A 25275-nucleotide genomic window follows, 5' to 3' on the forward strand; every position below is an offset into this window, starting at 1 on the left:
CCATTCCAAATCATAAAGATGCTTACCACATCACAGTTGCGCGCTGCCCGAGCGCTGATCGGGATTTCGATAGAAGACCTCGCTGAAGCGGCAGGGATCGCCGCCGAGACCCTTCGCGATGCGGAAACTTCCGCCGGCAATGCCGATCCGGAACTTGCCGAGAAACTGAAACGCGTGTTTGAATCCCGCGGCGTCGTCTTTGTCGCCGCCGGTCAGCATGATGCGTCGGGGCCGGGAGTGAGGTTGCATTCGCAGCCGCCGGACGAAGGTATCAGACCGCAAAATCTGAATGCGACGAATGACGATTAAATTCTTCGAATTCACCGGAACCATTTGACTTCCCACGCGTTTATCCGCCGCAATCAATATCGGGGACACGTATGGCTCGCAGTAATAACCTCTACCTTCTCATCGGCGCACTGATCGTGGTCGTCGCAGGCTTAAGCTTCTACGTCTATCGGGAAGAAACAAAGCCTGAAGGTGTTTCCATCAGCATCGGTGAAAATGGCGTGCAGGTAAAAGAACAATAAAAGTAAAATTGCGCATATAAACTTAACTACAAAAGCGCATACTTAATTCAAATTGCCTTTAGCAAAGTCTCTGAACACGAAGAGGGGTTCACATGACATCGCATCTCAGCATTGCTGAAATTGAAGAGAAGGGCTTGCGGAAGGTCTGGAGCGTGGCGGATTTTGCCCGACGCTATCGCCTCGACACCGAGGAAGAAACCAGGCTTCTCAAGCTTCTCGGCCCTTTCGCAACGCAGCAGGAATTGCTGATGAATGCCAGCCGGGCACCACGCTTCCGCTAAAATTATCGCCGCTATCTTGAGATAGCACTCCGCGCCGAGTGCTTCTCCTTCCGCATGGAATGCTTTCCCTATACTTCAGCTCAAATCCATCCTGTCGCGGAACCTTTCAGTCCGTCGCCGGGTTACATTCTTGTGACTATATTAATGGTGCACGACATAGCGACGTCGGCGCGGAGGAGAAAAGGTGTTCAAGATGGCATCGAAAATCGGGCTCATGGCAGCCCTATCTATTGCAGCGTCTTCGGTATTCGTGATGCCGGCTGCCGCCCAGGATGTAGAACTGCGCATTGGTCCGGATGGCGTGCGCCCGGTCATTCGAGATCGCGACAGAGATCGTGATCGCGATCGTTACAGCGAAAGGGGTCGCGGATGCAGCCCGGGAGAAGCTCGCGCTGCGGCTCGCAACGAAGGCCTGCGTCGTCCCGAAGTCGTTCGAGAGACCTCCCGTAGCGTTACCGTCGAAGGCATGACGCGCCGCGGCCCCGATCGGATTACGTTTGCCAAACGTCGCGGTTGCCCGATCATCTGATACAGGCCGACACCGAGAGATCCGGTCCTGCCGCGCGATGAGAGCCCGGCAGGACTTTTTCGTTGGATGATGTGCAAGCAGCGGCCTTATCAGGATTTTTCGCTTGCGCCGGCAATGTCATCCCAGTATGGAAAACATGCTCTCGAAGCAGGTCGGAATGTAGCGCAGCCCGGTAGCGCACTTGACTGGGGGTCAAGGGGTCGTGGGTTCGAATCCCGCCATTCCGACCAATTATTTCCCCCGCTGAATTCCAGTTACGAAATGCCTTGGCACCTGCGATCCGCATGAGGTCTTGTCAACAATGCCGATCGCACTCCCAAAACTCCTGTTCTTCTGTGCACTGTCTTTATTCATTTCGTCAGCAAGCCTTGCTGCCGATCTCGGACATGGCGAGCGCGTGTTCAAAGTCTGCGCCCCCTGCCATGTGATCGACAGCGATATGAACAAGATCGGCCCCCACTTGAAGGGCGTGGTCGGAAGACCTGCCGGCAGTATTGGCGATTTCCGGTACTCCAAAGCGATGACGCAAGCTGGGGACGCCGGCCTGGTCTGGGACGACAAAACGCTTGCGGAGTTTCTCTCCAGCCCCAAGACGAAGGTGCCGAATACCAGCATGCGTTTCTGGGGACTATGGTTTCAGTCCGAGATCGACGATCTGATCGCTTATCTCAAGGCCAATCCTTAAAACCCCTCCCCTATTTTAAAAAAATGCCGCCCCGAAATCCGGAGCGGCATAATCGATCAGATAAAGATCAGCCTCATCAATAGGGCGAGTAGCACTGCTGGCGTGGGCCATTATAGGGCTGGAACGTATTGTCATAGGCTCGGTACGAGCGGTAGCGGGCGTAGCACCAGTTAGCATGGCTGTTGCCGCCGACATAACGGCGCGGCGGCGGTGCATAACGCGGCTGAGCAAGCGCGCCGCCGATGATGGCGCCGGCTGCCAATCCGCCGATAATCGCACCGGCATTCGAGCCGTGATGACGATCCCGACGCCAACGACGGTCGCCATACCGTCTGTCGTCGCGCCAGCGGCGGTCGTCACGCCAGCGGCGACCATCGTCGCGATAATAACGGGGGCTGCTGCGGCGCCAATCAGGACGTCCATCGCGCCATTGTACCATTTCTACAGGCTGCGACGTCTGTACCGTTGGGGCGCTTGCCGTTGGAAATGCCTGTGCCGGTGCTACACCAGAAAAGGCGGTGATTGCCGATACCAGGATTATTGCAAGTTTCTTCATTTCATTCTCCTCGGAATGTCTCCCTGAGGTAAATGATGTGATTTGCGCGCTGAACCAGAGGTGAACGGTAAAAATCCGGTGATCACAGATCGGTGTAGTGTCGGTTTTCGATGCGGTTAGCGAACCTGATCGAGCAGTCGCTTGCATTCCAGGAGATCGAACAGTGCCTCCTGCAGCAACGCCCTGTCCTCCTTGCCGACGCTCGATTTTCCGATCGACACTTCCAGCCCGCCCTCGTCGCTGGACGAACCGAAGCCGAAAAAGCGACCGCTGGGCTTCACCTTCGGGCGGCCCAGAACCTGGTCCTCTTCGGAAGAACTGACCTTCGGTTCCGCATGCTTTTCGCCGCTGGAGGCGATAATCGCGTCCATGGTGGCCATATCACCCGATGCGATGGCGGCAACGAACTTGTTGCCGTTCGTCTTCAGAAGCTTCTGGACGCCTCTGATCGTATAACCGTGATCGTATAACAGATGACGGATGCCTTTCAGAAGCTCGACGTCTTCCGGGCGGTAATAACGCCGGCCGCCGCCACGTTTCATCGGTTTGATCTGAGTGAAACGGGTTTCCCAGAAACGCAACACGTGCTGCGGCAGATCGAGATCATCCGCCACCTCGCTGATGGTGCGAAATGCATCCGGGCTCTTGTCCACGCTCAAACCTCCAGACAGCGGCTTTGAAGCCTACCTACGGCGCAGAACCGGGCGTCAGATCTGGCGCGAAAACGACTCTGCAGCACATCATAATCTACGCATCGCGTATTCGGAACATCGATTCCGATGTCCAGCGCGATACACGAGACTACGCCCTGATTCCCACTTATCTCAATGGGTTGAGGCCGAAGATTCAAGCATGTTCACAGGAATGAGGTAAAATACGGGCTCGCCGCAGGCTTAAGCGACCGGAGCCGCAGACTTCTGCTTGGCCTTGCGGCTGGTGTGGGACTTCAAGATCCGCTGCTTCAGAACATTGGAGGCCTTGAAGGTCATGACCCGACGCGGAGAAATCGGCACTTCTTCGCCCGTCTTGGGATTGCGTCCGATCCGCTCGTTTTTCGACCGGACCTGGAAGGTCGCAAAAGAGGAGAGCTTGACGACCTCGCCGCGAATAATCGCGTTGCAGATTTCGTCGATCACCGTCTCGACGAGCTCGGCAGATTCAGTCCGAGAGAGCCCAACCTTGCGAAACACCGATTCCGCCAAGTCTGCACGCGTCACTGTCTTTCCGGCCATGATCCCCGCCCAGTTTGCAAATTGATCTCGTCAAAGCCAACTAAGACTATTTTGCTTGGCGACTAGGGTCAAGCACCTGTCGCCAATCAGCTATTTGTTCCAGATGACCGTGGCGCGCTTACCACCGAACGAGAACGGAACCCCAGGTGAAGCCGCCGCCCATTGCTTCGAGCATGACGAGATCGCCTTTCTTGATCCGGCCATCGGCACAGGCGACGGAAAGCGCCAGCGGGATCGATGCCGCGGAGGTATTTCCGTGCAGATCGACCGTCACCACCACTTTTTCCGGCGGAATGCTGAGCTTCTTCGCCGATGCGTCGATGATGCGGCGGTTTGCCTGGTGCGGGACCAGCCAGTCGATATCCTCGGCGGTCGTTCCGGTTGCCTCGAATGCACCCTCGATCACGTCGGTAATCATCGCGACTGCATGCTTGAAAACCTCGCGGCCTTCCATGCGCAGGTGACCGACGGTTCCGGTCGAGGACGGACCACCATCGACATAGAGCTTCTCCTTGTGGGAGCCGTCTGAGCGCAGCTTGGCCGTGAGGATGCCGCGATCGCTCGTGGTCCCCTCACCCTCCTGCGCCTCCAACACGACGGCGCCTGCGCCATCACCGAAAAGTACGCAGGTGGTGCGGTCCTTCCAATCGAGAATGCGCGAGAATGTTTCTGCGCCGATGACCAGCGCGCGCCGCGCCATGCCGCCACGGATGTGCAGATCCGCCGTCGCCATCGCATAAACGAAACCGGTACAGACAGCCTGCATGTCGAAGGCATAACCGTGATTCATGCCAAGCCGACGCTGGATGTCGACCGCGGTCGCGGGAAAAGTGTTATCCGGCGTCGATGTGGCAACCAGAACAAGATCGATATCGTCAGGTGTCAGGCCAGCGTTGGCGAGTGCTGCTCTTGCCGCCTGTTCCCCGAGGGATGCCGTCGTCTCGTTTTCACCGGCGATGTAGCGCTGCGTGATGCCCGTACGCTGCACGATCCATTCATCGGTCGTATCGACGATGCTTTCCAGATCCCGGTTGGTCATCACCCGCTTCGGGAGCGCCGCCCCATAACCGCATACTACTGATCGGATCATTCTCAATCACATCCTGTCGTCATGCAGCTTCAGGACCAGCCGGAGGCTGGTGCTTGGCATGGTAAAGTGTCAAATCCTGCGAGATCTTCGCATTCAGGTCATTGCGTGCCATGTCGTAAGCAACGTCTATCGCTGCCGCGAAGCCATCGGCACTGGCACCGCCATGGCTCTTGATGACGATGCCGTTCAAGCCTAAGAATACGCCGCCATTGACCTTGTTTGGGTCCATTTTCTCGCGCAACCGGTCGAATGCGGGCTTGGCCAGAAGATAACCGATCTTGGCGAGAAGCGTGCGCGACATCGATTCGCGCAGCAGCGTGGCGATCTGGCGGGCCGTGCCTTCGGCAGTCTTTAGCGCGATATTGCCGGTGAACCCTTCGGTCACCACGACATCGACCGTGCCCCTGCCGATATCGTCGCCCTCGACGAAACCCTGATAGGCAATTGTCGGATGGTTGGCCTCACGGAGCAACCGACCAGCTTCCTTGACATCCTCCTGTCCCTTTATCTCTTCGACGCCGACATTGAGGAGACCAACGGTCGGGCGCTCAATCTCGAACAGGGCACGCGCCATGGCGCCGCCCATCAGGGCGAAATCGAGAAGCTGCTGACTGTCGGCGCCGATCGTAGCGCCGATATCGAGCACGATGCTTTCGCCCTTGAGGGTCGGCCAGATGCCGGCGATTGCCGGCCGTTCGATATTGGCCATCGTACGCAGACAGAATTTGGCCATGGCCATCAATGCACCGGTATTGCCGGCAGAAACGGCAACGTCCGCCTCCCCCAGCTTCACGGCCTCGATCGTACGCCACATTGATGAAACGTAACGACCACGCCGCAGCGCAGCGCTCGGCTTTTCGTCCATGGTCACTGCGACTTCACATTCGTGAAAGACAGAGCGCTGCCGCAGTTTCGGATATTTGGCGAGCCATGGCTCGCACTCAGCCTTCAAGCCATAGATGATAAAGGTCGCATCGGGGTGCCTGTCGAGAGCCTTTGCGGCACCGGGTATGACAACCTCGGGACCGAAATCACCCCCCATGGCATCCACAGAAATTCTGATCACGCGTATCTGATCCTTATCTTCGACCGACCGGACCGGTCATTGAAACCCGTCCGGCTGTCGTCGCCAGCGTTCCGGCCATGCTCATGCTTGGCCCTGCTGGCGAAATCGTGGCCAAAATATAGTTTTCGCCGCCGCATACAACAGGCCTAGTCCTTTTTCCAGTCCTTCAGCGCGGCGAAGGGATTCGGCCGGTCGTTCTTGCTGTCGGCAGAACTCTCGATGTGATCATCAAATTCCACTCCAGACTTGCGTGGATAAGGATCAATCGCCAGTGCCGCAAACTCGGCAACGGCCTCGCCGATATCGATTGCGTCGCCTGCGAACTCCTCGGGAAGATCCGGCCCATCCGGATCAAGCACCATTTCGGCAGCATCCTTGGCGATGACGCGGGCAAGTTTCGAGCCTTCGGGCACAAAGATCTGGTCGAATTGCTCGTCGATGCGCGATTCGACCGGTTCCAGCGTCACGACGCAGGCCTGGACAAGCTCCGCCTCGACCTGACCCTTGACCCGGACGCCGTCCTTTTTCCAACGCGACAGATAGACTTCGGCTTTCAGCGACTTCACTTCAAGCACCTGCCAGACCTCGGCAAGTCCTTTGCGCTCGCGATCATCTGCCGCAACCTTTACAGTCACCGGATTGGCGGAGATGTTTCCGACCTTGACCGGATAAGAAAATGGCGGCTTGGCCGCCGGGTTGTCATCGTTTGTCATCTTTCCTCACTTCTCCCGCGTCAGCCAATCTCAGGCGTCGGGATAACCGCGTTGCCGCGGGCGATATCGTCTTCCGGAATTGCGGCAAGATGCCGCTCCGCCTCGGCCATCCATACGGCCAGCCGGCCCATGTCCGGCGCAGACTGGTTTTCCGGGTATATATTGCGGGCAAGGCTTCTTGCCAATTCATCCGTGTCGCCAGCGTCCAGTGCCCTGGCATAGGTCTCCAGCCGTCCGTAGAACATGCCCGCCAGTTTCTTCATCCGCTTCGGCACGCCCTGATCGCCGATCCCGAGTTCGCGGATCGAATGGTCTAGATCCTGGAAAAAGGCGTCGACGATCTCCTGCGCCAACTCCTGCCCGCTGGTTGCGGATTTCGCTGTGCGGCGAAAAAACAGGATCATCACGATCGACAGCATCTCGTAGCGACCCATGACGGTGTCGGGCACGCCGAGATCGGTATAGAAAAAGGGAATGCGCGCGGCCGATGTCAAAGCCGCGTACTGCCGCTCGACAATGGCCTGATTGTGCTTTTTCTTTTTGAATAGCCCGAAGATCATCGATAAGTCCCGCGAATGACCGGGCCCAATGTTGCATGGAGACGAAAGCTGGTTTACCGAAGCAGGCGCGAATTGCAATGCCGTTCGGCCAGGGCCACAGACGGGATGCGATCGATCCGTAAAACGTTTGGCGTTGCAGGGTTCTCGTCCCCGGAATAGCCACAATGGTGATGAACAGCAGAAGTCCGGCCGATATGCCGGTCTCGTTTACCTGGGGGATCCCGTTGAAGAAGCGGACTGTCGAGTACGGAATGAATTTTCTGAATAAAACCGCCATCAGCCTGGTACTTGTCGCTTCCGTCACGGCCTCTGGCTGCACGTCGATGAATATCGGCGACACCATGTATAACGGCTATGTGATCGACCAGAAGTCTCTCGAACTCATCCCGGAAGGGTCGAGCCGTGAACAGGTCTTGCTGACGATGGGCACACCATCGACGACGGCAACGTTTGATTCGGAAGTGCTCTATTACATTTCCCAGCGACGCGAGCGCGCAGCCGCCTTCATGAAGCCAAAACTGGTCGAACAATCGGTTCTGGCAATCTATCTCAGCAAGGACGGCACGGTCGCACGCAAGGCGAACTACACGCTCCAGGACGGCAAAGTGTTCGACACGATCTCGCGCACGACCCCGACCGGCGGGCGCGACCTGACCTTCCTGCAGCAGATTCTTTCCGGCGGAAGCGGTGCTGGCGCTGGTGCTGCCGCCATGCGCAGCTTGCTCAAGAACTAAACAGCCAATCGAATACAAAGAAGCCCGCGGAGCTCCGCGGGCTTCTTTCGTTTGCGTGATGCGGCGAAGCTAGCCAGCGAGTATCGCCAGCAGCAGCAAGGCCACGATATTGGTGATCTTGATCGCCGGATTGACGGCCGGACCTGCCGTATCCTTGTAGGGATCGCCAACAGTATCGCCCGTTACCGAGGCCTTGTGGGCATCCGATCCCTTCATGTGACGCACGCCATCCTTGTCGACGAAGCCATCCTCGAAGCTCTTCTTGGCATTGTCCCAGGCACCGCCGCCCGACGTCATCGAAATGGCGACGAACAGGCCGTTGACGATCACCCCGAGAAGCGATGCGCCGAGTGCTGCAAAGGCTGACGCCTTGTCGCCGCCGGAAATCAGCAGGACGCCGAAATAGACGACGATCGGCGCGAGCACCGGAAGGAGCGACGGTATGATCATTTCGCGAATCGCCGCACGCGTCAGGATATCGACCGCACGACCGTAATCCGGTCGGTCCGTGCCCTGCATGATGCCCGGCTTTTCGCGGAACTGACGACGAACCTCTTCGACAATCGAACTTGCCGCCTTGCCGACGGCGGTCATGGCAATGCCACCGAACAGGTAGGGGATAAGCCCGCCGAAGATCAGGCCGGCGACGACGTAAGGGTTGGCGAGGCTGAAGGAGATCGGCCCTACCCCTTCGAAGTAAGGATATTGCTGCGGGTTCGCGGCAAAATACTGCAGATCGTTGGAATAGGCCGCGAACAGGACAAGAGCGCCGAGGCCGGCTGAGCCGATCGCATACCCCTTGGTCACGGCCTTGGTGGTGTTGCCAACGGCATCAAGCGCGTCGGTCGATTTGCGGACCTCCGGCGGCAGATGAGACATTTCGGCAATGCCGCCGGCATTGTCGGTAACAGGACCGAATGCGTCGAGCGCGACAATCATGCCGGCGAGGCCGAGCATGGCGGTCACAGCGATACCTGTGCCGAACAGGCCACCGAACTGGTAGGTGGCGATGATGCCACCGACGATGACGATTGCCGGAAGCGCCGTCGATTCGAGCGATACGGCCAGGCCCTGGATGACGTTGGTGCCATGGCCGGTCACCGAAGCCTGGGCAATCGAATTGACCGGCCGCTTGTTGGTGCCGGTGTAATATTCGGTAATGACGACGATCAGCGCGGTCACGACCAGACCGACCAGACCGCAGACGAAGAGGCTAGCGCCCGTGATCTCCTTGCCCGCTACGGTGCCGATCACACCCCACCCGACTGTCGCAGACGTGGCGATTGCCAAGCCGATGATGGAAAGCAAACCGGTTGCGATCAGGCCCTTGTAAAGGGCGCCCATGATCGAGCCGTTGCTGCCGAGCTTGACGAAGAAGGTGCCGATGATCGAGGTGACGATGCAGGCGCCGCAGATCGCCAGCGGATACAGCATTGCCGATTCGAGCACCGGAGCGCCGGCAAAAAAGATCGCAGCGAGCACCATGGTCGCAACGACCGATACGGCATAGGTCTCGAACAGGTCGGCCGCCATGCCGGCACAATCGCCGACATTGTCGCCGACGTTATCAGCGATCGTTGCCGGGTTGCGTGGATCGTCTTCGGGAATACCAGCCTCGACCTTGCCAACGAGGTCACCACCGACATCTGCGCCCTTCGTGAATATACCGCCGCCAAGGCGGGCGAAGATGGAAATGAGCGACGCACCGAAACCAAGCGACACCAGTGCATCGATGACTTCACGCGAACCGCTTGGGTGACCGAGGCCGGCGGTCAAAACCCAGTAATAGATCGAGACGCCGAGAAGCGCCAAACCTGCAACCAGCATGCCGGTAATGGCGCCGGACTTGAAAGCGATATCGAGGCCTGCCGCCAAGCTGTGGGATGCGGCCTGAGCCGTACGGACATTGGCCCGGACGGAAACATGCATGCCAATAAAACCTGCGGCGCCGGACAGGACCGCGCCGATTATGAAGCCCAAGGCAGCCGCACCGGACAAAAGTAGCCATACAAGGATGGCAACAACGATGCCGACTGCGGCGATCGTCATATACTGGCGCGTCAGATAGGCCTGAGCCCCCTCACGGATATAGCCAGCAATTTCTTGCATGCGTTCATTGCCCTGGTCGGAGGCAAGTACGGAACGCGTAGTCCACGCGGCATAGATGATCGACAGCAGACCGCAGACGATCACACTCAAAATCACTGTCATACTATTTTCCTCTCCCTAACCGCCGAGATGAAAAATCCCGGTCGCGCATTTCCCTGCGGCTGCTCTCCCCTCCCAAGGAAGCGTTTCCGCCATGCGAAGACGAGATTGCGGTGGAGATGAAATGACGTCAAGCCCTGCAAGGACAAGGGCTCAAATGGACGCAGGTTGTAGTACGAGTTAACGCTCGTTTACGGCGATTTGGCCGACGGACGTCGGAACAACAAGGCTGCGATCAGGAACAGGCAGATGACGGCCACAGGCCATATCGCCATATTGATGAAGGACCAGCCCCAGGTGACGAAGACCTTGCCGGAGGAAAAGGACGACAGGGCCACCGTGCCGAACAGCACGATATCGTGAAAGCCCTGAACCTTATCGGCTTCATGCGGCCGGTAGCTGGAAGTAACGATCGCGGTCGATCCGATAAAGCCGAAATTCCACCCGACACCAAGCAGGACCAGCGCGCCCCAGAAGTTCCAGAGCTCTATGCCGAGATGCGCGACGACGGCGCAGGCCATCATGACACAAACGCCTGTTGCGACGATCTTCTCTGCACCGAATCGGGAAATCAACGTCCCGGTGAAGAAGCTCGGGCCGAACATGGCAAGCACGTGCCACTGGATGCCGAGTGTCGCCATTTCGGGCGGAAAACCGCAGCCGATTACCATGGCAAGCGGCGCTCCGGTCATGACGAAGGTCATCAGGGCATAGATGCAGATGCCGCAGATCATGCCGGTGAGGAAACGCTGGGTCAGCACGATCTCTTTCAGCGGTCGCGCCGGCTCCGTGCCGCTTACCGGAGGTTTTGCTGCCGGAAGCCTGAGAAAGGTCAGGATGCCGATGGCGACAAGGCTCAGAGGGATAAGAGCAATGAAAGCGCCGGCAAAGGTTACCGGCGCGAACCAGTCCTTTGCCCAGATGACGATCTGCGGCCCGAGGACCGCCGAAACGATACCTGCACCGAGTATCCAGGAGATTGCTTTCGGCTTGTAGGATGACGGCGACGCATCCGCCGCAGCGAAACGGATTTTCTGGGTAAAGCCCGAAGACGTTCCGATCAGCACGAGAGACAGGGCGAAAAGCCAGAAGCTTTCCCGAAAGAGCGCGATTGCGGCAAAAGCGGCGCTGGCCGCACCGATCAAACAGCCGACAATGAAGGCTTGACGGCGACCAAGAAGCCTAGACAAAAGCGCGATGACAACGGCACCGCAGGCAGTACCGACATTGAATGCGGTGATCGGAGCTGTCGCAAGCGACTTGTCGTCGCCGAGCAACTGATATCCGGCAAGCGAACCGACTGCGATCGAAAGCGGTGCCGCAGCTCCGAGTACGGACTGAGTGGCAGCGAGCAAAGCGACATTGCGGCGGGCGGCACGCATCTGCGTTCGAAGACCGTCCACCCCGCCGTCCATGCCTGCCTACCTTTTATTTCTTGTCGCCGCGGACCTGTTTAGCAATTCGGTCGAGAACCGCATTGACGATGCGCGGTTCATCCTCCTCGAAGAAGGCGCGAGCGATCTCGACATATTCGGTGACGATCACCGGTACCGGAACGTCCTTGCGTTCCAGGATCTCGAACGTGCCGGCACGCAGGATGGCGCGGAGCGTCGAATCGAGACGCGACAGCGGCCAGTCCTCCTGCAAGGAAGAACGTACGATCGGGTCGATCTTGGTCTGGTCGCGCACGACGCCCGAAACGATCGAGCGGAACCACGAAGGATCAGCCTTCAGGTAGGTATCGCCGTCGATTTCCTGGCCCAGACGATGCGCTTCGTATTCAGCAACAACCTCGAGAACGCCCGTGCCGCCGATGTCCATCTGGTAGAGCGCCTGCACGGCTGCGAGACGGGCTGCGCCACGCTGGTTTACCGGCTTGACCTGTTTTTCCTGCTCGTCAGACATCAGCGTGCACCGTTCAGCTTTTCGCGCACGGCGATCATGGTCAGCGCAGCGCGGGCCGCGAAGCCACCCTTGTCCTTGTCGGAGCGGCGCACACGCGCCCAGGCCTGCTCGTCGTTTTCAACGGTCATGATGCCGTTGCCGATGGCCAGCGATTCCGAGACGGCGAGATCCATCAACGCACGCGAGGATTCATTCGAGACGATATCGAAGTGGTAGGTCTCACCTCGAATGACCATGCCGAGTGCAACAAAACCGTCATATTCGGTGCCGCCGTTTTCCGAAGCGTCGAGCGCCATGGCGATCGTCGGCGGGATTTCCAGCGCGCCGGGAACGGTGATCACGTCGAAAGTCGCCCCTGCCTCCTTGAGAGCCGTGGTTGCACCGTCGAGCAGTGCGTCGGCCATATCGTCATAGAAGCGTGCCTCTACGATCAGGATGTGTGGAGCGGATTCAAGCGACATGGATCACCTTAAGATACGTGTATTCGGCCCGACAAGGGCGGACTTTGAGCATGGGCGCGGTCAAAACACGCCCTGAGGCGGTTGGCAAGCGATTTTGCGGGAACATGGCTTGCACGCATGGAATAGGAGAGCGTCGGGCACGCCCCACGATACACTATCAATCCTGCTTTGGATCATCACCATATGCTTGTATGAATTATCTGTTAAACTAAAGAAACTATATGTGCCACTCTTGTCACCTTCGTTCTATTAGACATTTATTATTCGACGCACCGATGCGGGTGACACAAATGGATAAGCACCGTTTCCAGATGGACGATATCGACGACCTGCTCCTGAAGATATCCATGGCTCGTGGTCTGGAAGAGATCATGACCGTGGTGAGGCAGTCGGCGCGTCGATTGGTCGGCGCCGATGGCCTTGCCTTCATCCTGCGAGACAGCAACGAATGCTTCTATGTCGATGAGGATGCGATCCAGCCTCTATGGAAAGGCCAGCGATTTCCGATGGACGCCTGCGTCTCCGGCTGGGCGATGCAGCATTCGGAAGTGGTCGTCATAGACGATATCTCCAAGGATCCCCGCATTCCTCAGGATGCGTATCGCCCCACCTTCGTCAAAAGTCTGGCCATGGTGCCATTGCGGCCGGGAGACCCGCTGGGGGCCATCGGTGCCTATTGGGCACAAATCGGCACGCCACCGAGCGAAGGCGTCTATCGCCTGCAGCGCATCGCCAATACTGCCGCGGTCGCGATGGCAAACGTGGCGCTGACGAATTCGCTGGCAGAAGCAAGGGACGAAGCCGCGCGCGCGCGCGATGCGATGATCCTTGCCATGGCCTCGCTTGCCGAAACACGTGATCACGAAACCGGCGATCATATCCGTCGCACGCAGCACTATGTGCGGGTTCTGGCCGAAGCGCTCAATCGGCGCGAACCGGAAACCAACGGTCTTGATGACGAATTTGTCGACCTGCTGTACAAGTCTGCGCCTCTTCACGACATCGGCAAGGTCGGCATTCCGGACCGCATCCTGCAGAAGCCGGGGCGGCTTGACCGGGCCGAATACGACATCATGAAAACACACGCCGATCTCGGACGCGCGGCGATCGCCACGGCGGAGCGTTATATCGGCTCAACCAACCCATTCCTCAGCCTTGCCAAGGAAATCGCCCATTGCCATCACGAGAGATGGGATGGAAAGGGTTATCCGAGGGGCCTCAAGGGCGAGGATATTCCGCTCGCCGGGCGGATCATGGCCGTCGCGGATGTCTATGACGCACTCGTTTCAGAGCGGGTCTACAAGCCCGCCATGAGCCATAACGAGGCCGTCAGCATCATTACCGAGGAGAGCGGCAAGCACTTCGATCCGGCTGTTGTTGCGGCCTTCGGAGAGGTGGCTCCGCAATTTGCGAAAATCCACCGCGAATTCTCACAACTCAACTAGGCTTGAGAACTTAGGGCTTAGCCGGAAATTCCGCGAGCCGCGCTGCATAACGCGCCATCGTGTCCACTTCGAAGTTAACGAAGTCGCCTGGCTGACGATCGCCCCAGGTGGTGACGCCCAGCGTATGACGGATCAGAAGAATATCGAAATCGGTGCCGTTTACGGCGTTGACCGTGAGCGAGGTACCGTCGAGGGCGATAGAGCCCTTCGGAGCAACGAAACGCGCCAGTTCCTCGGGCGCGCGCAAGGTGATGCGGACCGCCTCGCCTTCCGGCTCTACGGAGAGGATTTCGGCCTTGCCATCGACATGGCCAGAGACGATATGACCGCCGAGCTCATCGCCGATCTTGAGGGCGCGTTCGAGGTTGATGCGCGTTCCTGTAGTCCAGGACGCGATCGTCGTCAGCCTCAGCGCCTCTTCCCAGGCCTCGACCTCGAACCAGCGCTCATTGCTGCCGTCTTCGGGAAGCGTGGTTACGGTCAGGCAGACGCCGCCATGCGCGATCGAAGCGCCCATGTCGATCGTCTTGGGATCGAAATTAGTGGCTATGCGCAGCTTCACGCCCTCATCGAGAGGTGTCAGTTCGGAAACCGTGCCGATATCGGTGACAATACCTGTAAACATCAAAGGCCTCTTACGTATTCATAGCTGCGGTCGGCGCCGAAACGGTCTTTTCGAACGCAGTTAAATCCCGCTGGAATATCGGATGGCGTTGCAGGCGATTCAATGCCCCCAGCACCGACGACCATCTCGGACTGGGCCAGCACCAGCCGGTCGACCAGCCCCGCCCCGATGAAGCCGCGAGCGACCTGCGCGCCGCCTTCGACCATCAGCGACGAGATGCCGCGTGTCGCGAGATTGGCAAGAAGGTCGTTGAGGTCTGCCGCCTGCAGGATTTCGACCCCCGCCGACATCAGCGCCCGCAATCTTTCCTCATTCGAAGGATGGGTGTCGCAGAAAGGATCGGTAACGGCCACGACAGGCACGGCACCGGTCGACCGCACCAGTTTGGACGATAGCGGCAGTTCCAGCCGGCGATCGAGAACGATGCGCAGCGGCGAACGTTTTTCCAGGCCTGATAGGCGCACGGTCAATTCGGGATCGTCCACCAGCGCCGTGCCGATACCGACGAGAATAGCGTCGTTTTCGGCCCGCATCATATGAACCTGGGCGCGCGATTGCGGCCCGGTGACCACGAGTTCTTCGCCGCGCCGGCCCAGCATGCCATCGGCTGAAACGGCAAGTTTCAGAGTCACATAGGGGCGTCCCTTCGTCTGACGCGAGAGGTAGGCGGAGAGGACCCGACGTCCCTCGTCTTCCAGCAACCCGGTTTCGACGATGATACCGGCTTCACGCAGGATACCAAAACCGCGACCGGAAACACGCGGATCGGGATCATTCAGGCAGACGACGACGCGGGCGACACCTGCAGCCACAAGCGCATTGGCACAGGGCGGCGTGCGTCCGTAGTGGGAACAGGGTTCGAGCGTGACATAGGCAGTAGCACCCCTCGCCCGCTCGCCGGCCACGGCCAGTGCCTGCGTTTCCGCATGCGGGCGACCGCCCACAGCAGTCACGGCCTGACCGACGATCGCGCCGTCGCTGACGACGATGCAACCGACGGAGGGATTTGTTGCCGTCAGACCGGCATGCCATCGGGACAACCGCAAGGCGGCTGCCATGAAGCGCTGGTCCTCGGCAGCGCTCGTCAAGATTGGCCTCCGGGCTCAAGCCCCGGATCACGGGCAATTTTGGCGTTGATCTCCTCGATCACCTTCTCGAAATCCTCCGCATGGGAGAAATCGCGATAAACAGAGGCGTAACGGACGAAAGCGACGTCATCGAGGCTTTTGAGCGCTTCCAGCACCTGGAGACCGATCTGCTCGGAAGAAATCTCGGCTTCGCCTGAGCTTTCCAGCCGGCGGACGATGCCGGAAACGGCCCGCTCTATACGATCGGCATCCACCGGCCGCTTGCGCAGCGCGATCTGGAAGGAGCGAACGAGCTTGTTGCGGTCGAAGGGCGCCTTGCGGCCGGTCTTCTTCAACACCATCAGTTCGCGAAGCTGGACGCGTTCGAAGGTGGTGAAACGACCGCCGCAATCCGGGCAGATGCGCCGCCGACGGATGGAGGTAAAATCCTCCGCCGGACGCGAATCCTTGACCTGGGTATCTTCAGAGCCGCAGAAAGGGCAGCGCATTGGCTCTCCTCAGAGGTAGGGGTACATCGGGAAGCGGTCGGTCAGAGCGATGACCTTTTCGCGAACGGCAGCTTCGACGGCAGCGTTACCTTCGTCGGAATTGGCAGTCTTCAGACCGTCGAGAACCTCGACGATGAGAGTGCCGATTTCCTTGAACTCGGCTTCCTTGAAACCGCGGGTCGTGCCGGCCGGCGTGCCGAGACGGACACCGGAGGTGACGAAGGGCTTTTCCGGATCGAAGGGAATGCCGTTCTTGTTGCAAGTGATGTAACCGCGGCCAAGTGCTGCCTCGGCGCGCTTGCCGGTAGCATTCTTCTTGCGCAGGTCGACCAGCATCAGGTGATTGTCGGTGCCGCCGGAAACGATATCGAGACCGCCGGCAACCAGCGTTTCCGACAGCGCCTTGGCGTTCTTGACGACCTGAGCGGCATAGTCCTTGAAATCGGGCTGCAGCGCTTCACCGAAAGCGACCGCCTTTGCGGCGATGATGTGCATCAGCGGGCCGCCCTGCAGGCCGGGGAATACGGCCGAGTTGAACTTCTTTGCCAGATCTTCGTCATTGGTGAGGATGACGCCGCCGCGCGGGCCGCGGAGCGACTTGTGCGTCGTTGTCGTTGCAACGTGGCAGTGCGGGAACGGCGACGGATGCTGGTCACCGGCAACGAGACCGGCGATATGCGCCATGTCGACCATCAGATAGGCGCCGACTTCATCGGCGATTTCGCGGAAACGCTTCCAGTCCCAGATGCGGGAATAGGCTGTGCCGCCGGCGATGATCAGCTTCGGCTTGTGTTCGCGTGCTTTTTCGGCAACCGCATCCATGTCGAGCAGGTTGTCGCCTTCACGCACGCCGTAGGAGACGACGTTGAACCACTTGCCGGACATGTTGACCGGAGAACCGTGGGTCAAATGGCCCCCGGAGTTCAGATCGAGACCCATGAACGTGTCGCCCGGCTGCAGAAGCGCGAGGAAGACGGCCTGGTTCATCTGCGAACCCGAATTCGGCTGAACGTTGGCGAAGTTGACGCCGAACAGCTTCTTGGCGCGCTCGATGGCGAGTTCTTCGGCTATATCGACGAACTGGCAACCACCGTAATAACGCTTGCCCGGATAACCTTCGGCATACTTGTTCGTCATGATCGAGCCCTGGGCTTCGAGCACGGCTCGCGAAACGATGTTTTCGGATGCAATCAGCTCGATCTCATGGCGCTGACGACCGAGTTCCTTCTGGATCGAACCGAAGATTTCCGGATCGGTTTCGGCAAGCGGGCGAGAGAAGAAGGCTTCGGTATTCGACATGAATGAGGCTCCTCGAACGGGATGGCAGGCGGTGTGACGCGTCTTAGCGCTCTGCCCGGTCAAGGGCAATACAGAGAGCGACATTTGCACGCCTTGCAAGGCTTTCCAGCCTTAAAGCAGAAAGGCCGCACCCCTCTTGAGGGTGCGGCCATAGACAAACTCAGTCGGAGAATACCCGCTTATTGCGGCAGCATATCGCTTTCGGTAAGCGCGCCCTGCCGCTGCTCGATGCCGGTCGTAGTCTGCAGCGCAAGCTCCTGGTTGCCGTCCTTCTGGTAGATATCGTCGCGGAACTGCACAACCTGGTCCTTTGCCGACCACGCCGTTATGTAGACGATATAGACAGGGACTTCCTGGGCAAGCTTGATCGGGTTGTTCTGGCGGGTCGAGATGACGCGCTCGATCTCCTGACGCGACCACCCCGACGTGTCGCGCAACAGCCACGTGACAAGGTCGCGAACATTCTGGATGCGCATGCAGCCGGAGGATTCGAAACGCATAAGCTTGTTGAACAGGCCCTGCGACGGCGTGTCGTGCATATATTCGTTGTTGGGATTGTGGAAGTTGATCTTCGTCGAGGCCATGGCGTTGATCTTGCCGGGATCCTGACGGAACATCAGGTTCGGCGCCTTGGGCGCGAACCAGTCCACGGTTTCCGGCGAAACTTCCTGACTGCGGCCATCAAACAGGCGAATATTGTTGCGCGTCAGGTAGGTCGGGTCCTTGCGCATCAGCGGTACGATATCTTTTTCGATGATCGAACGCGGAGCGGTCCAGTAGGGATTGAGGATGACTTCGTAAATCTTCGAATTGATCGCATGCGTCGGACGGTCGATACGACCGACCACCGCATTGGTGCGCAGCGCAACGCGATCACTTTCCACGGCTTCCACATAAGCGGCCGGGATGTTGACCATGACGTAACGCGTGCCAAGGTCGCCGGACATGGACTGAAGGCGCACGAGGTTAGTTTCGAGCTGCATCAGGCGTGTCTGGGCCGGGATGTTCATCGCCTTCAGAGAAAAATCGCCAAGGACGCCATCTGCGGGCAAGCCGTGACGTGCCTGGAATCGCTTGACCGCACCATCGACATAACTGTCGAACGCATTCGACATACCGGCGGATTGATCCAGATCACCGGCGACCATCAGGCGGCGACGCAGGTTCTGGACTGCCGGATCGGCAACGCCGAGCTGAAGACGTGTGGACGAATTGACTTCCGGCCAGCCGCCGTTCGAAACGATCTGCTGGTAGGCCAGAATGGCCTGCTGGATGTTTGCCGGGCCTTCGGGGCCAAGAACAGGATTGTTGGAGACGACGCCAACTGCCGTGCGCGAACCGCGCGCATCGAACTGGTCGTCCCAGCTGCCGCGCCGTGGCGCATTGATAAGAGAATCGATCGAGCTTTGAGCCAGCGCTGGAGCGGCCAGTGCCGCAGCACCGACCGAAACGGCCGAGCGCAACAAGGCGCGGCGAGACAAAACTTCAGGTCCGATCTTCTTCGACATCATTCAATCCATCTGATCCCGGTCAACACGACAGCGCTACAGGGATATGGTTAAAAAAGGCGCAAAAGCCAAGCAGTCGCCTTTTCCGGCCCGCTCCGCCGCAACCGGCAAAGTCCCATTTTACCAATTGCTTGAACAAGTGCGGTCCCATAGCAATATGGCCAATTCGTGTCGGCAGGTGGAGGGTCACAAAGCCGTGTTGCGCTGTGACTTTTCTGCCGTGCCAGAAGTTGGGCCGCGGACTGTTTGCAAAGGGCTTCCGGATCAGGAAGCCCTTATAGCCGGCACTCTAAATGACGCATTACCACGTGTCTGAGGGGGAGCGAAACCTGAGGCATCAAGATCGCTGATGGCGGCAAGTTTCGTTCGAATAGAACGGGATGCCTTGCTCTTTGGTGCGCTTTCCGCAAAACAAGCTGCCGTCAAAGAATCAACCACAGGAGGAACCGCTTCCTCACTTTAAGTTGTTCTTTAGAACCACAAGTTTCAAGCAAGCCGATAACAATACAATTCATGGCTTAGATTACGCCGGGCGGAGGAACTTCATGCAATGGAAACCGATAACCACTCTCATTCCAAACAAACTCGTCTTTCTACTGTTCGATCATCTTGAGAGCGCGCAGTGGGTTGGCTATGTCAACGAAGACGGAATTTGTGAGTGGCCGGACAAGGTCCGGGGATATCAGCCGACCGGATGGCAGGAAGTGATTGTCGATCTGACGCGGATCAAGGCCATCGGCGGCTGATCTGCCCCCAGCCCTTCGGACGGTAAACCAAACGAGCGAAACGGAGCGTAGGCCTTACGCTCCGTTTCGCTTTTGTGCGTCACCGCATGACTGGAGGAAATGAGGAACGCCAAGCCCTTAGTGGTTTAAAGGCAGATCGCAGTTCCAATCCGATTACATCCGGTATGCGATCGAGTCGTTCCAGAAGCGGTCGAGGCGCTGCAGCAGACGGTTCATCTGCGAGAACTCGCCTTCGCCGATACCGCCGACCTTTTCGATCGAGCCGATGTGGCGTTCATAAAGTTTCGAGACGGTTTCGGCGATCTCCTGGCCAGACGGCGTCAGGCTGATGCGAACCGAACGACGGTCGATGCGCGAGCGGGCGTGATTGATGAAGCCGAGATCGACCAGCTTCTTGACGTTGTAGGAAACGTTGGAGCCCAGATAGTAGCCGCGGGAGCGAAGCTCACCGGCAGTCAGTTCCGAGTTTCCGATATTGAAGAGAAGAAGTGCCTGGACGGCGTTGACGTCGTCACGACCCTGACGGTCGAACTCGTCCTTGATGACGTCGAGGAGACGACGGTGGAGACGTTCCACCAGGTGCAGCGATTCCATGTAAAGGCCACGAATGGTATCTTCGTGCGGATCTGCGACTGCCGGTGCCTGCGGCTTAAGCTTCGTGTTCATCATGACTGCCTCACTGTTTTGTTTGGCGGTGTGTTTGTTCTTCCCGCCTTGAGACAGACCCTATCGAATGCGCATAAAATTCGACTTAAAACACTTGCTTAACAAACACCTACCTGCATTTTCCGATTGTGTCGGCAGTGCGGCGGCTCCTGGGGCAGACCAATTTCCGCTCATATAAATCAGTCACTTAGCCTGAAAATTTCACTAAAGTTCGAGCTAAAAGCCTTTAGGGTCATGGTAAATCGATCCTTACCTTCTCTTCCTTGCGCCGTCCTTCCAGCCATAATGCGAGCCGAAATACGACATAGAGGCTCGCCACGAGGACGTTCAGAAGCGGTACGAGATGGTTCTCGCCGAAGATATCGGACCAGACGACATACATGAGGATCTGGATGATCGCGGCCATGGCCCAGAGTACCGCCCCCCAGGAGACGGCCAGCCACAGGCCAAGAGATGCGACCGGGAAAAGAACGGCCAAAGTCGGAGCCGCTGCCCGCCATGGCAGGTTCAGAAGATCGAAGCGCGCCCTGCCTTCCAGCGAGTAACCGACCAGCATCGCCCAATATTGCATGCCGAACCAGAAACAGGTGACGGCAATCATCCTCAGGAAGATGACGAACAGGAGCTCGGTCAGCGTGCGCCTTGGCGTCGAAGGTGAATCAGGTTCCATGGTCCAATGATATATAGGGGCATCGCGTCAGCCGCCAGCCACGCGCATGGCAGCAATGCTTGCTTCAGACCATTCATAAACAACTTGCTGCATGCTAATGAGCCGTCCAAGAGTAAAGAACGGAGACACCGTCATGGACAAGACCCACCTCGTCGATGAGATCACCGGTCATCGCCGCATGCGACGCAATCGCAAGGCCGACTGGGTCCGGCGCATGGTGCAGGAAAACCGGCTAACCGTCGACGACCTGATCTGGCCGATCTTCATCACCCACGGCACTGGCATTTCCGAGCCGTTGGCGGCCATGCCGGGCGTCAACCGGATGAGCGTCGACAAGGCGGTAGAAGCGGTGAAGGAAGCGGCCGATCTCGGCATTCCGGCCATCGCCCCCTTTCCGGATATCGAGATGGACCTGCGCGATCCGACCGGTTCGCACATTCTTGACGCTAACAACCTGATGAACCGGTTCATTCGTGAGACCAAAAAGGCAGTGCCGAATATCGGCCTGATCACCGATGTGGCGCTCGACCCGTTCACCAGCCATGGTCACGACGGCATTCTGCGTGACGGTATCATCGTCAACGATGAAACGGTGGACCATGTGGTGAAGGCTGCGGTCATGCAGGCGGATGCCGGGGCCGATATCATCGCGCCATCCGAAATGATGGACGGCCGGATCGGCGCCATTCGTCGCGGGCTCGATGCAGCCGGCCATCAGGATGTCGGCATCATGTCCTATGCGACGAAATTCTCGTCCGGCTTCTATGGTCCCTATCGCGAGGCGATCAATACCGGCGGCCTGCTGAAGGGCGACAAGAACAGCTATTACATATCTCCGGCCAACGGCACCGAGGCAATGCGCGACGCAGCGCTCGATGTCGAAGAAGGCGCCGACATGATGATGATAAAGCCCGGCCTTCCCTATCTCGACATCTGTTGGCGGATAAAGGAAGCCTTCGGGCTTCCGACCTATGCCTATCAGGTCTCGGGTGAGTATGCGCAGATCAAGGCCGCCGCAATGAACGGCTGGATCGACGGCGATCGGGTGATGATGGAAACGCTTCTCTGCTTCAAGCGGGCCGGATGCGACGGGATCCTCACCTATTTCGCCGTGGACGTCGCAAGAAAGCTCGGTCGAACCTGATACTTGTGCAAATCGCGTTTCCTCACCATATCGTTGAGGAAACGCAGGAGACCTTGAACGCATGAGCCTCGATCAGAACCCGACCTATACCGCACCCGACGACTGGCGCGCCTATAGCGGCGTCCTTTCGCGCCGGGTCTTTGCATTCATCCTCGATTACCTGATCGTGCTGCTGCTCTGCATTCCAGCGGCGGTGATCGTTTTCTTTCTCGGCATCATCACGCTGGGACTGGGCTTCATGCTCTACCCGGCGCTGTTCGTCATCGTCGCGCTGCTTTATTTCGGCATGACACTCGGCGGGCCGTCGCAGGCATCGCCCGGCATGAGGGCCATGGGCATCACGCTGATGCGGATGGACGGCCGACGGATGGATTTTATGACCGCCATGGTCCACACGGTGCTTTTCTGGCTGATCAATTCGGTACTCACCCCGCTCATTTTGCTGGCCGGACTGTTCACCTCCAAATCGCGACTGGTGCATGACATGTTGCTCGGCACAGTGGTCGTTCGCACGACCTGACCATCGCCGGATGATCAGGATTGTCTGAATTGGCGCGCCTTTGGAAATCAAGGGTGCAAGCATACGGTTGACGTTTTCCATTTATGCGCCATGGTATGATATTTTCCATCACCAAGACGGGATCGGCCGCGACTCGATGAATACCCAGACGACGCCCTCACCGCAGTTTTATCTGACGGCACCGGCAGTTTGTCCTTATCTTCCGGGTGAAATGGAACGCAAGGTGTTCACCCACCTCGTCGGCCCGCGCGCGGCGGAGATGAACGACCTCTTGACCCAAGGCGGCTTTCGCCGCTCCCAGAACATCGCCTACCGACCGGCCTGCGAAGCCTGCCGGGCCTGTGTTTCGGTGCGCATCCTTGCAGGAGAGTTCGAACCGACGCGCTCGATGAAGCGTGTCGTGACCGCGAATCGCGACCTGATTGCCACCATCCAACCTGCGCAGCCTTCCACCGAACAGTTCGCACTCTTCCGCCGGTATCTCGATGACCGCCACCAGCACGGAGGCATGTCGGACATGTCGGCTCTCGACTACGCCATCATGGTGGAAGATACGCATGTGAACACGAGGCTGATCGAATACCGTATCCGCGAACCCGGATCGGGAATCAGCGACCAGCCCAAAGGGGAGCTGATCGCGGTCGCGCTCACCGACATGATGAGCGACGGGCTTTCGATGGTCTATTCCTTTTTCAATCCGAAGTTCGACAAGCGATCGCTCGGGACCTTCATGATCCTCGACCACATCAACAGGACGCGCACGCTTGGCCTGCCGCATGTCTATCTCGGCTACTGGGTCAAAGGTTCGTCGAAGATGGATTACAAGACCCGCTATCAACCGCAGGAACAGTTGATGGCGCGGGGTTGGGAGCGCTCCCTGCCGCCGACAACCGATGCCGATGATTAGCGGCAACCAATGAACAGTCACCGCAGAGGGCTGATCATCACGATCATCGGAGGCATCGCGCTGTCATTCGACGTACCGCTCGTGAGGCTTGGCGGCGGCGAACTCTGGCAGACACTTGCCCTGCGCAGTCTCTCCACCTTTGCCCTCGGCGCAGTCATATGGCTGCTCCTACGCCGTTTCCAGCCAGACAATTCCGTGCTGCGGCCCGGAAAGGCCGGGCTGCTTGCCGGTCTTTTTTATGGCCTCTCGACCATCACGTTCCTTGGCGGCGTCTTCAACACGGCAACGGCCAACGTCGTTTTCATCGTCGCCTTTACACCGATGTTCGCCGCCCTGTTCGGATGGCTGCTGCTGAACGAACATCCGTCGCGATCGACCTGGATTACCATGGGTCTGATGATCCTCGGCGTCGGGATCATCGTCTCGGGCGGCCTGTCGGGTGGCGAACTGCTGGGCAACATGTCGGCGCTGGCAACGACGCTGCTGCTCGCCGGCGCGATCACCGTCGGGCGCAAGAGCCGCGCCGATCTCGGCCTCGTTCCCCTCGCCGCGACCATCATTCCTGCAATCATCGGCCTGACGATGATGCAGCCGGACGGCTTGACCACCGTCCCACAGCCGTTCTGGGTCCTGCTCGACGGCCTCGTGCTCATACCGCTGGCTTTCTGGTGCCTGGCGGTCGGGCCCAAATATCTGTCGGGCGCCGAAGTGGGCATGTGCTACCTGCTAGAGACGGTGCTGGCGCCCATCTGGGTATGGTCGATCTTCGCCGAAGAAATTTCCCAACGCACCCTTACCGGCGGCGCAATCCTGATCCTCGCGCTCATCGGCCATGCTCTATGGCAGTTGCGTAGACGGCAACCCGACGTCAGCGTCCTATAGGTCCGTTGTTTGAGTGCTGGCCTCATGTTATAACAGCGTTGCAACATGAGGCTCGAAGATGAACACGACCATCCGCAAAATCGGCAATTCCGAAGGCATCATCATTCCGAAGGAAGTTCTGGACCGTCTGGGGCTGAAGGCGGGGGATAGTGTCGCGCTTGATGAAGAAGCAGGGCGACTGGTTCTCAAACCGCTCGACGATGATTTTGCACGTCAGATGGACCATGCGGAGCGGTTCATGGAGAGATACAAGACCACCCTGAAAAAGCTGGCGGAATAAATGGCCGTCAGCTTCCTGAGCAGACCACTCGTCGAACGCTTACATCACCGGCAGATCGAAAGATTCGGCGGCGCATACGGTCTGCGTGACGAGGGCGCACTGGAATCTGCTCTTATGCGACCGGTCAACAAGGTCGCGTATGGCTCGACCGATATCATCGAACTTGCCGCGGCTTATCTTTATGGCCTTGCAATGAACCACGCTTTCATTGACGGCAACAAGCGAATAGCCATCGTTGCAGCCGGTGTCTTCCTGATGGACAATGGCTATATGATCGAGGCGGATGAAATTATACTCTATAAATTCGTCCTCGCCGTAGCCGCTGGCGAGATAGACGAAGACGGCGCGACGCGTTTCCTTCGCGACCACAGCGTCGCCTATCCGGGATAAATCTGCAAGCTTATCGGAGCGCCTCCGCGCGACGACCGTACCATCCGTTCATCACCGTATATTTTAT

The 25275-nt window shown here is 58.4% G+C and carries 32 protein-coding genes and 1 tRNA gene; 15 read left to right on the forward strand and 18 right to left on the reverse strand.

Going from position 1 to position 25275, the window contains the following annotated elements:
- Window positions 1–18: 18 nt before the first annotated feature.
- The 6 genes from FHP24_RS29385 to FHP24_RS03900 all read left to right on the forward strand — a co-directional run bounded on the left by FHP24_RS29385 (window position 19) and on the right by FHP24_RS03900 (window position 2025).
- Window positions 19–309 (forward strand): helix-turn-helix transcriptional regulator, encoded by a 291-nt coding sequence (locus FHP24_RS29385; RefSeq protein ID WP_139673110.1) that lies wholly within the window; start codon window positions 19–21, stop codon window positions 307–309.
- 71 nt (window positions 310–380) lie between these two features.
- A complete protein-coding gene (locus FHP24_RS28630) occupies window positions 381–530 on the forward strand; it encodes a hypothetical protein (RefSeq protein ID WP_180355882.1) in 150 nt (49 codons plus the stop codon).
- Between the two features lie 92 nt (window positions 531–622).
- Entirely contained in the window at window positions 623–811 is a 189-nt protein-coding gene (locus FHP24_RS03885; RefSeq protein WP_139673113.1) for a hypothetical protein, read from the forward strand.
- Between the two features lie 214 nt (window positions 812–1025).
- Complete coding sequence (locus FHP24_RS03890) at window positions 1026–1340, forward strand: hypothetical protein (protein ID WP_246091664.1); 315 nt, start codon at window positions 1026–1028, stop codon at window positions 1338–1340.
- 153 nt (window positions 1341–1493) lie between these two features.
- Window positions 1494–1570: transfer RNA gene (locus tag FHP24_RS03895), tRNA-Pro, on the forward strand.
- 71 nt (window positions 1571–1641) lie between these two features.
- A complete protein-coding gene (locus tag FHP24_RS03900; RefSeq protein WP_139673118.1) occupies window positions 1642–2025 on the forward strand; it encodes a c-type cytochrome in 384 nt (127 codons plus the stop codon).
- Between the two features lie 76 nt (window positions 2026–2101).
- Here FHP24_RS03900 and FHP24_RS03905 read toward each other — a convergent pair whose 3' ends face one another.
- The 7 genes from FHP24_RS03905 to FHP24_RS03935 all read right to left on the reverse strand — a co-directional run bounded on the left by FHP24_RS03905 (window position 2102) and on the right by FHP24_RS03935 (window position 7242).
- Window positions 2102–2581: a BA14K family protein gene (locus tag FHP24_RS03905; RefSeq protein WP_139673121.1), complete on the reverse strand. Its 480-nt coding sequence runs from the start codon at window positions 2579–2581 to the stop codon at window positions 2102–2104.
- A gap of 116 nt (window positions 2582–2697) precedes the next feature.
- A complete protein-coding gene (locus FHP24_RS03910; protein ID WP_139673123.1) occupies window positions 2698–3234 on the reverse strand; it encodes a MerR family transcriptional regulator in 537 nt (178 codons plus the stop codon).
- Window positions 3235–3474: 240 nt separating this feature from the next.
- Window positions 3475–3813, reverse strand: a complete 339-nt coding sequence (locus tag FHP24_RS03915; RefSeq protein ID WP_139673127.1) for an integration host factor subunit alpha — start codon at window positions 3811–3813, stop codon at window positions 3475–3477.
- Between the two features lie 118 nt (window positions 3814–3931).
- On the reverse strand, window positions 3932–4903 hold the full coding sequence (locus FHP24_RS03920) for a beta-ketoacyl-ACP synthase III (RefSeq protein WP_139673130.1): 972 nt from the start codon (window positions 4901–4903) through the stop codon (window positions 3932–3934).
- 19 nt (window positions 4904–4922) lie between these two features.
- The gene (gene plsX, locus FHP24_RS03925) at window positions 4923–5969 is read right to left on the reverse strand and encodes a phosphate acyltransferase PlsX (RefSeq protein WP_139673132.1); all 1047 of its coding nucleotides are present in this window, start codon (window positions 5967–5969) and stop codon (window positions 4923–4925) included.
- A gap of 146 nt (window positions 5970–6115) precedes the next feature.
- Window positions 6116–6682 (reverse strand): YceD family protein, encoded by a 567-nt coding sequence (locus FHP24_RS03930; protein WP_139673135.1) that lies wholly within the window; start codon window positions 6680–6682, stop codon window positions 6116–6118.
- 20 nt (window positions 6683–6702) lie between these two features.
- Window positions 6703–7242 carry a ubiquinol-cytochrome C chaperone family protein gene (locus tag FHP24_RS03935; protein ID WP_139673137.1) on the reverse strand — a complete coding sequence of 180 codons (540 nt, stop codon included), beginning with the start codon at window positions 7240–7242 and terminating at the stop codon, window positions 6703–6705.
- A gap of 170 nt (window positions 7243–7412) precedes the next feature.
- On the opposite strand from FHP24_RS03935, the gene FHP24_RS03940 reads away from it, so the two are divergent.
- Window positions 7413–7976, forward strand: coding sequence for an outer membrane protein assembly factor BamE (locus tag FHP24_RS03940; protein WP_394344588.1), 564 nt, complete (start codon window positions 7413–7415; stop codon window positions 7974–7976).
- A gap of 69 nt (window positions 7977–8045) precedes the next feature.
- Here the strand turns inward: FHP24_RS03940 and FHP24_RS03945 are convergent, their stop codons facing one another.
- The 4 genes from FHP24_RS03945 to ribH all read right to left on the reverse strand — a co-directional run bounded on the left by FHP24_RS03945 (window position 8046) and on the right by ribH (window position 12550).
- Complete coding sequence (locus tag FHP24_RS03945) at window positions 8046–10187, reverse strand: sodium-translocating pyrophosphatase (RefSeq protein WP_139673141.1); 2142 nt, start codon at window positions 10185–10187, stop codon at window positions 8046–8048.
- A 188-nt stretch (window positions 10188–10375) separates the two neighbouring features.
- Window positions 10376–11599, reverse strand: coding sequence for an MFS transporter (locus tag FHP24_RS03950; RefSeq protein ID WP_139673145.1), 1224 nt, complete (start codon window positions 11597–11599; stop codon window positions 10376–10378).
- Between the two features lie 13 nt (window positions 11600–11612).
- On the reverse strand, window positions 11613–12089 hold the full coding sequence (gene nusB / locus FHP24_RS03955) for a transcription antitermination factor NusB (protein WP_139673148.1): 477 nt from the start codon (window positions 12087–12089) through the stop codon (window positions 11613–11615).
- A complete protein-coding gene (gene ribH, locus FHP24_RS03960) occupies window positions 12089–12550 on the reverse strand; it encodes a 6,7-dimethyl-8-ribityllumazine synthase (RefSeq protein ID WP_139673151.1) in 462 nt (153 codons plus the stop codon). The genes nusB and ribH overlap by 1 nt, the downstream gene beginning before the upstream one ends.
- Window positions 12551–12840: 290 nt before the next feature.
- Here ribH and FHP24_RS03965 point away from each other — a divergent pair, with 290 nt between their 5' ends.
- Window positions 12841–13995, forward strand: coding sequence for a GAF and HD-GYP domain-containing protein (locus FHP24_RS03965; RefSeq protein WP_210237805.1), 1155 nt, complete (start codon window positions 12841–12843; stop codon window positions 13993–13995).
- Between the two features lie 10 nt (window positions 13996–14005).
- Here the strand turns inward: FHP24_RS03965 and FHP24_RS03970 are convergent, their stop codons facing one another.
- The 5 genes from FHP24_RS03970 to FHP24_RS03990 form a co-directional block, all read right to left on the reverse strand.
- Window positions 14006–14620 carry a riboflavin synthase gene (locus tag FHP24_RS03970; protein WP_139673154.1) on the reverse strand — a complete coding sequence of 205 codons (615 nt, stop codon included), beginning with the start codon at window positions 14618–14620 and terminating at the stop codon, window positions 14006–14008.
- A complete protein-coding gene (gene ribD / locus FHP24_RS03975; protein ID WP_394344589.1) occupies window positions 14620–15708 on the reverse strand; it encodes a bifunctional diaminohydroxyphosphoribosylaminopyrimidine deaminase/5-amino-6-(5-phosphoribosylamino)uracil reductase RibD in 1089 nt (362 codons plus the stop codon). Before ribD ends, FHP24_RS03970 begins: the two co-directional genes overlap by 1 nt.
- Window positions 15705–16196, reverse strand: a complete 492-nt coding sequence (nrdR, locus tag FHP24_RS03980) for a transcriptional regulator NrdR (RefSeq protein WP_139673157.1) — start codon at window positions 16194–16196, stop codon at window positions 15705–15707. The genes ribD and nrdR overlap by 4 nt, the downstream gene beginning before the upstream one ends.
- Before the next feature lie 9 nt (window positions 16197–16205).
- The gene (gene glyA, locus FHP24_RS03985; protein WP_139673160.1) at window positions 16206–17495 is read right to left on the reverse strand and encodes a serine hydroxymethyltransferase; all 1290 of its coding nucleotides are present in this window, start codon (window positions 17493–17495) and stop codon (window positions 16206–16208) included.
- A gap of 179 nt (window positions 17496–17674) precedes the next feature.
- Window positions 17675–19003 (reverse strand): L,D-transpeptidase family protein, encoded by a 1329-nt coding sequence (locus FHP24_RS03990; protein WP_139676110.1) that lies wholly within the window; start codon window positions 19001–19003, stop codon window positions 17675–17677.
- 545 nt (window positions 19004–19548) lie between these two features.
- Between FHP24_RS03990 and FHP24_RS03995 the strand changes: the two genes are divergently transcribed.
- Window positions 19549–19749: a hypothetical protein gene (locus tag FHP24_RS03995; protein WP_139673163.1), complete on the forward strand. Its 201-nt coding sequence runs from the start codon at window positions 19549–19551 to the stop codon at window positions 19747–19749.
- Between the two features lie 153 nt (window positions 19750–19902).
- Here FHP24_RS03995 and ldtR read toward each other — a convergent pair whose 3' ends face one another.
- Window positions 19903–20415, reverse strand: a complete 513-nt coding sequence (ldtR, locus tag FHP24_RS04000) for a transcriptional regulator LdtR (protein ID WP_139676111.1) — start codon at window positions 20413–20415, stop codon at window positions 19903–19905.
- A gap of 232 nt (window positions 20416–20647) precedes the next feature.
- Window positions 20648–21085: a DUF6163 family protein gene (locus FHP24_RS04005; RefSeq protein ID WP_139673168.1), complete on the reverse strand. Its 438-nt coding sequence runs from the start codon at window positions 21083–21085 to the stop codon at window positions 20648–20650.
- A 97-nt stretch (window positions 21086–21182) separates the two neighbouring features.
- On the opposite strand from FHP24_RS04005, the gene hemB reads away from it, so the two are divergent.
- From hemB to FHP24_RS04035, 6 genes are all read left to right on the forward strand, one after another.
- Window positions 21183–22229, forward strand: a complete 1047-nt coding sequence (hemB, locus tag FHP24_RS04010) for a porphobilinogen synthase (RefSeq protein WP_139673171.1) — start codon at window positions 21183–21185, stop codon at window positions 22227–22229.
- A gap of 61 nt (window positions 22230–22290) precedes the next feature.
- The gene (locus FHP24_RS04015) at window positions 22291–22749 is read left to right on the forward strand and encodes an RDD family protein (protein ID WP_139673175.1); all 459 of its coding nucleotides are present in this window, start codon (window positions 22291–22293) and stop codon (window positions 22747–22749) included.
- Between the two features lie 136 nt (window positions 22750–22885).
- Complete coding sequence (locus FHP24_RS04020) at window positions 22886–23656, forward strand: arginyltransferase (protein ID WP_139673178.1); 771 nt, start codon at window positions 22886–22888, stop codon at window positions 23654–23656.
- Window positions 23657–23665: 9 nt separating this feature from the next.
- Window positions 23666–24538: a DMT family transporter gene (locus tag FHP24_RS04025; RefSeq protein WP_139673181.1), complete on the forward strand. Its 873-nt coding sequence runs from the start codon at window positions 23666–23668 to the stop codon at window positions 24536–24538.
- Between the two features lie 58 nt (window positions 24539–24596).
- Window positions 24597–24818, forward strand: coding sequence for an AbrB/MazE/SpoVT family DNA-binding domain-containing protein (locus FHP24_RS04030; protein WP_139673184.1), 222 nt, complete (start codon window positions 24597–24599; stop codon window positions 24816–24818).
- Window positions 24819–25208 (forward strand): type II toxin-antitoxin system death-on-curing family toxin, encoded by a 390-nt coding sequence (locus tag FHP24_RS04035; RefSeq protein WP_139673187.1) that lies wholly within the window; start codon window positions 24819–24821, stop codon window positions 25206–25208.
- Window positions 25209–25275 lie beyond the last annotated feature (67 nt).

Source organism: Aliirhizobium smilacinae (assembly GCF_006335145.1).
Taxonomy (GTDB): domain Bacteria; phylum Pseudomonadota; class Alphaproteobacteria; order Rhizobiales; family Rhizobiaceae; genus Neorhizobium; species Neorhizobium smilacinae.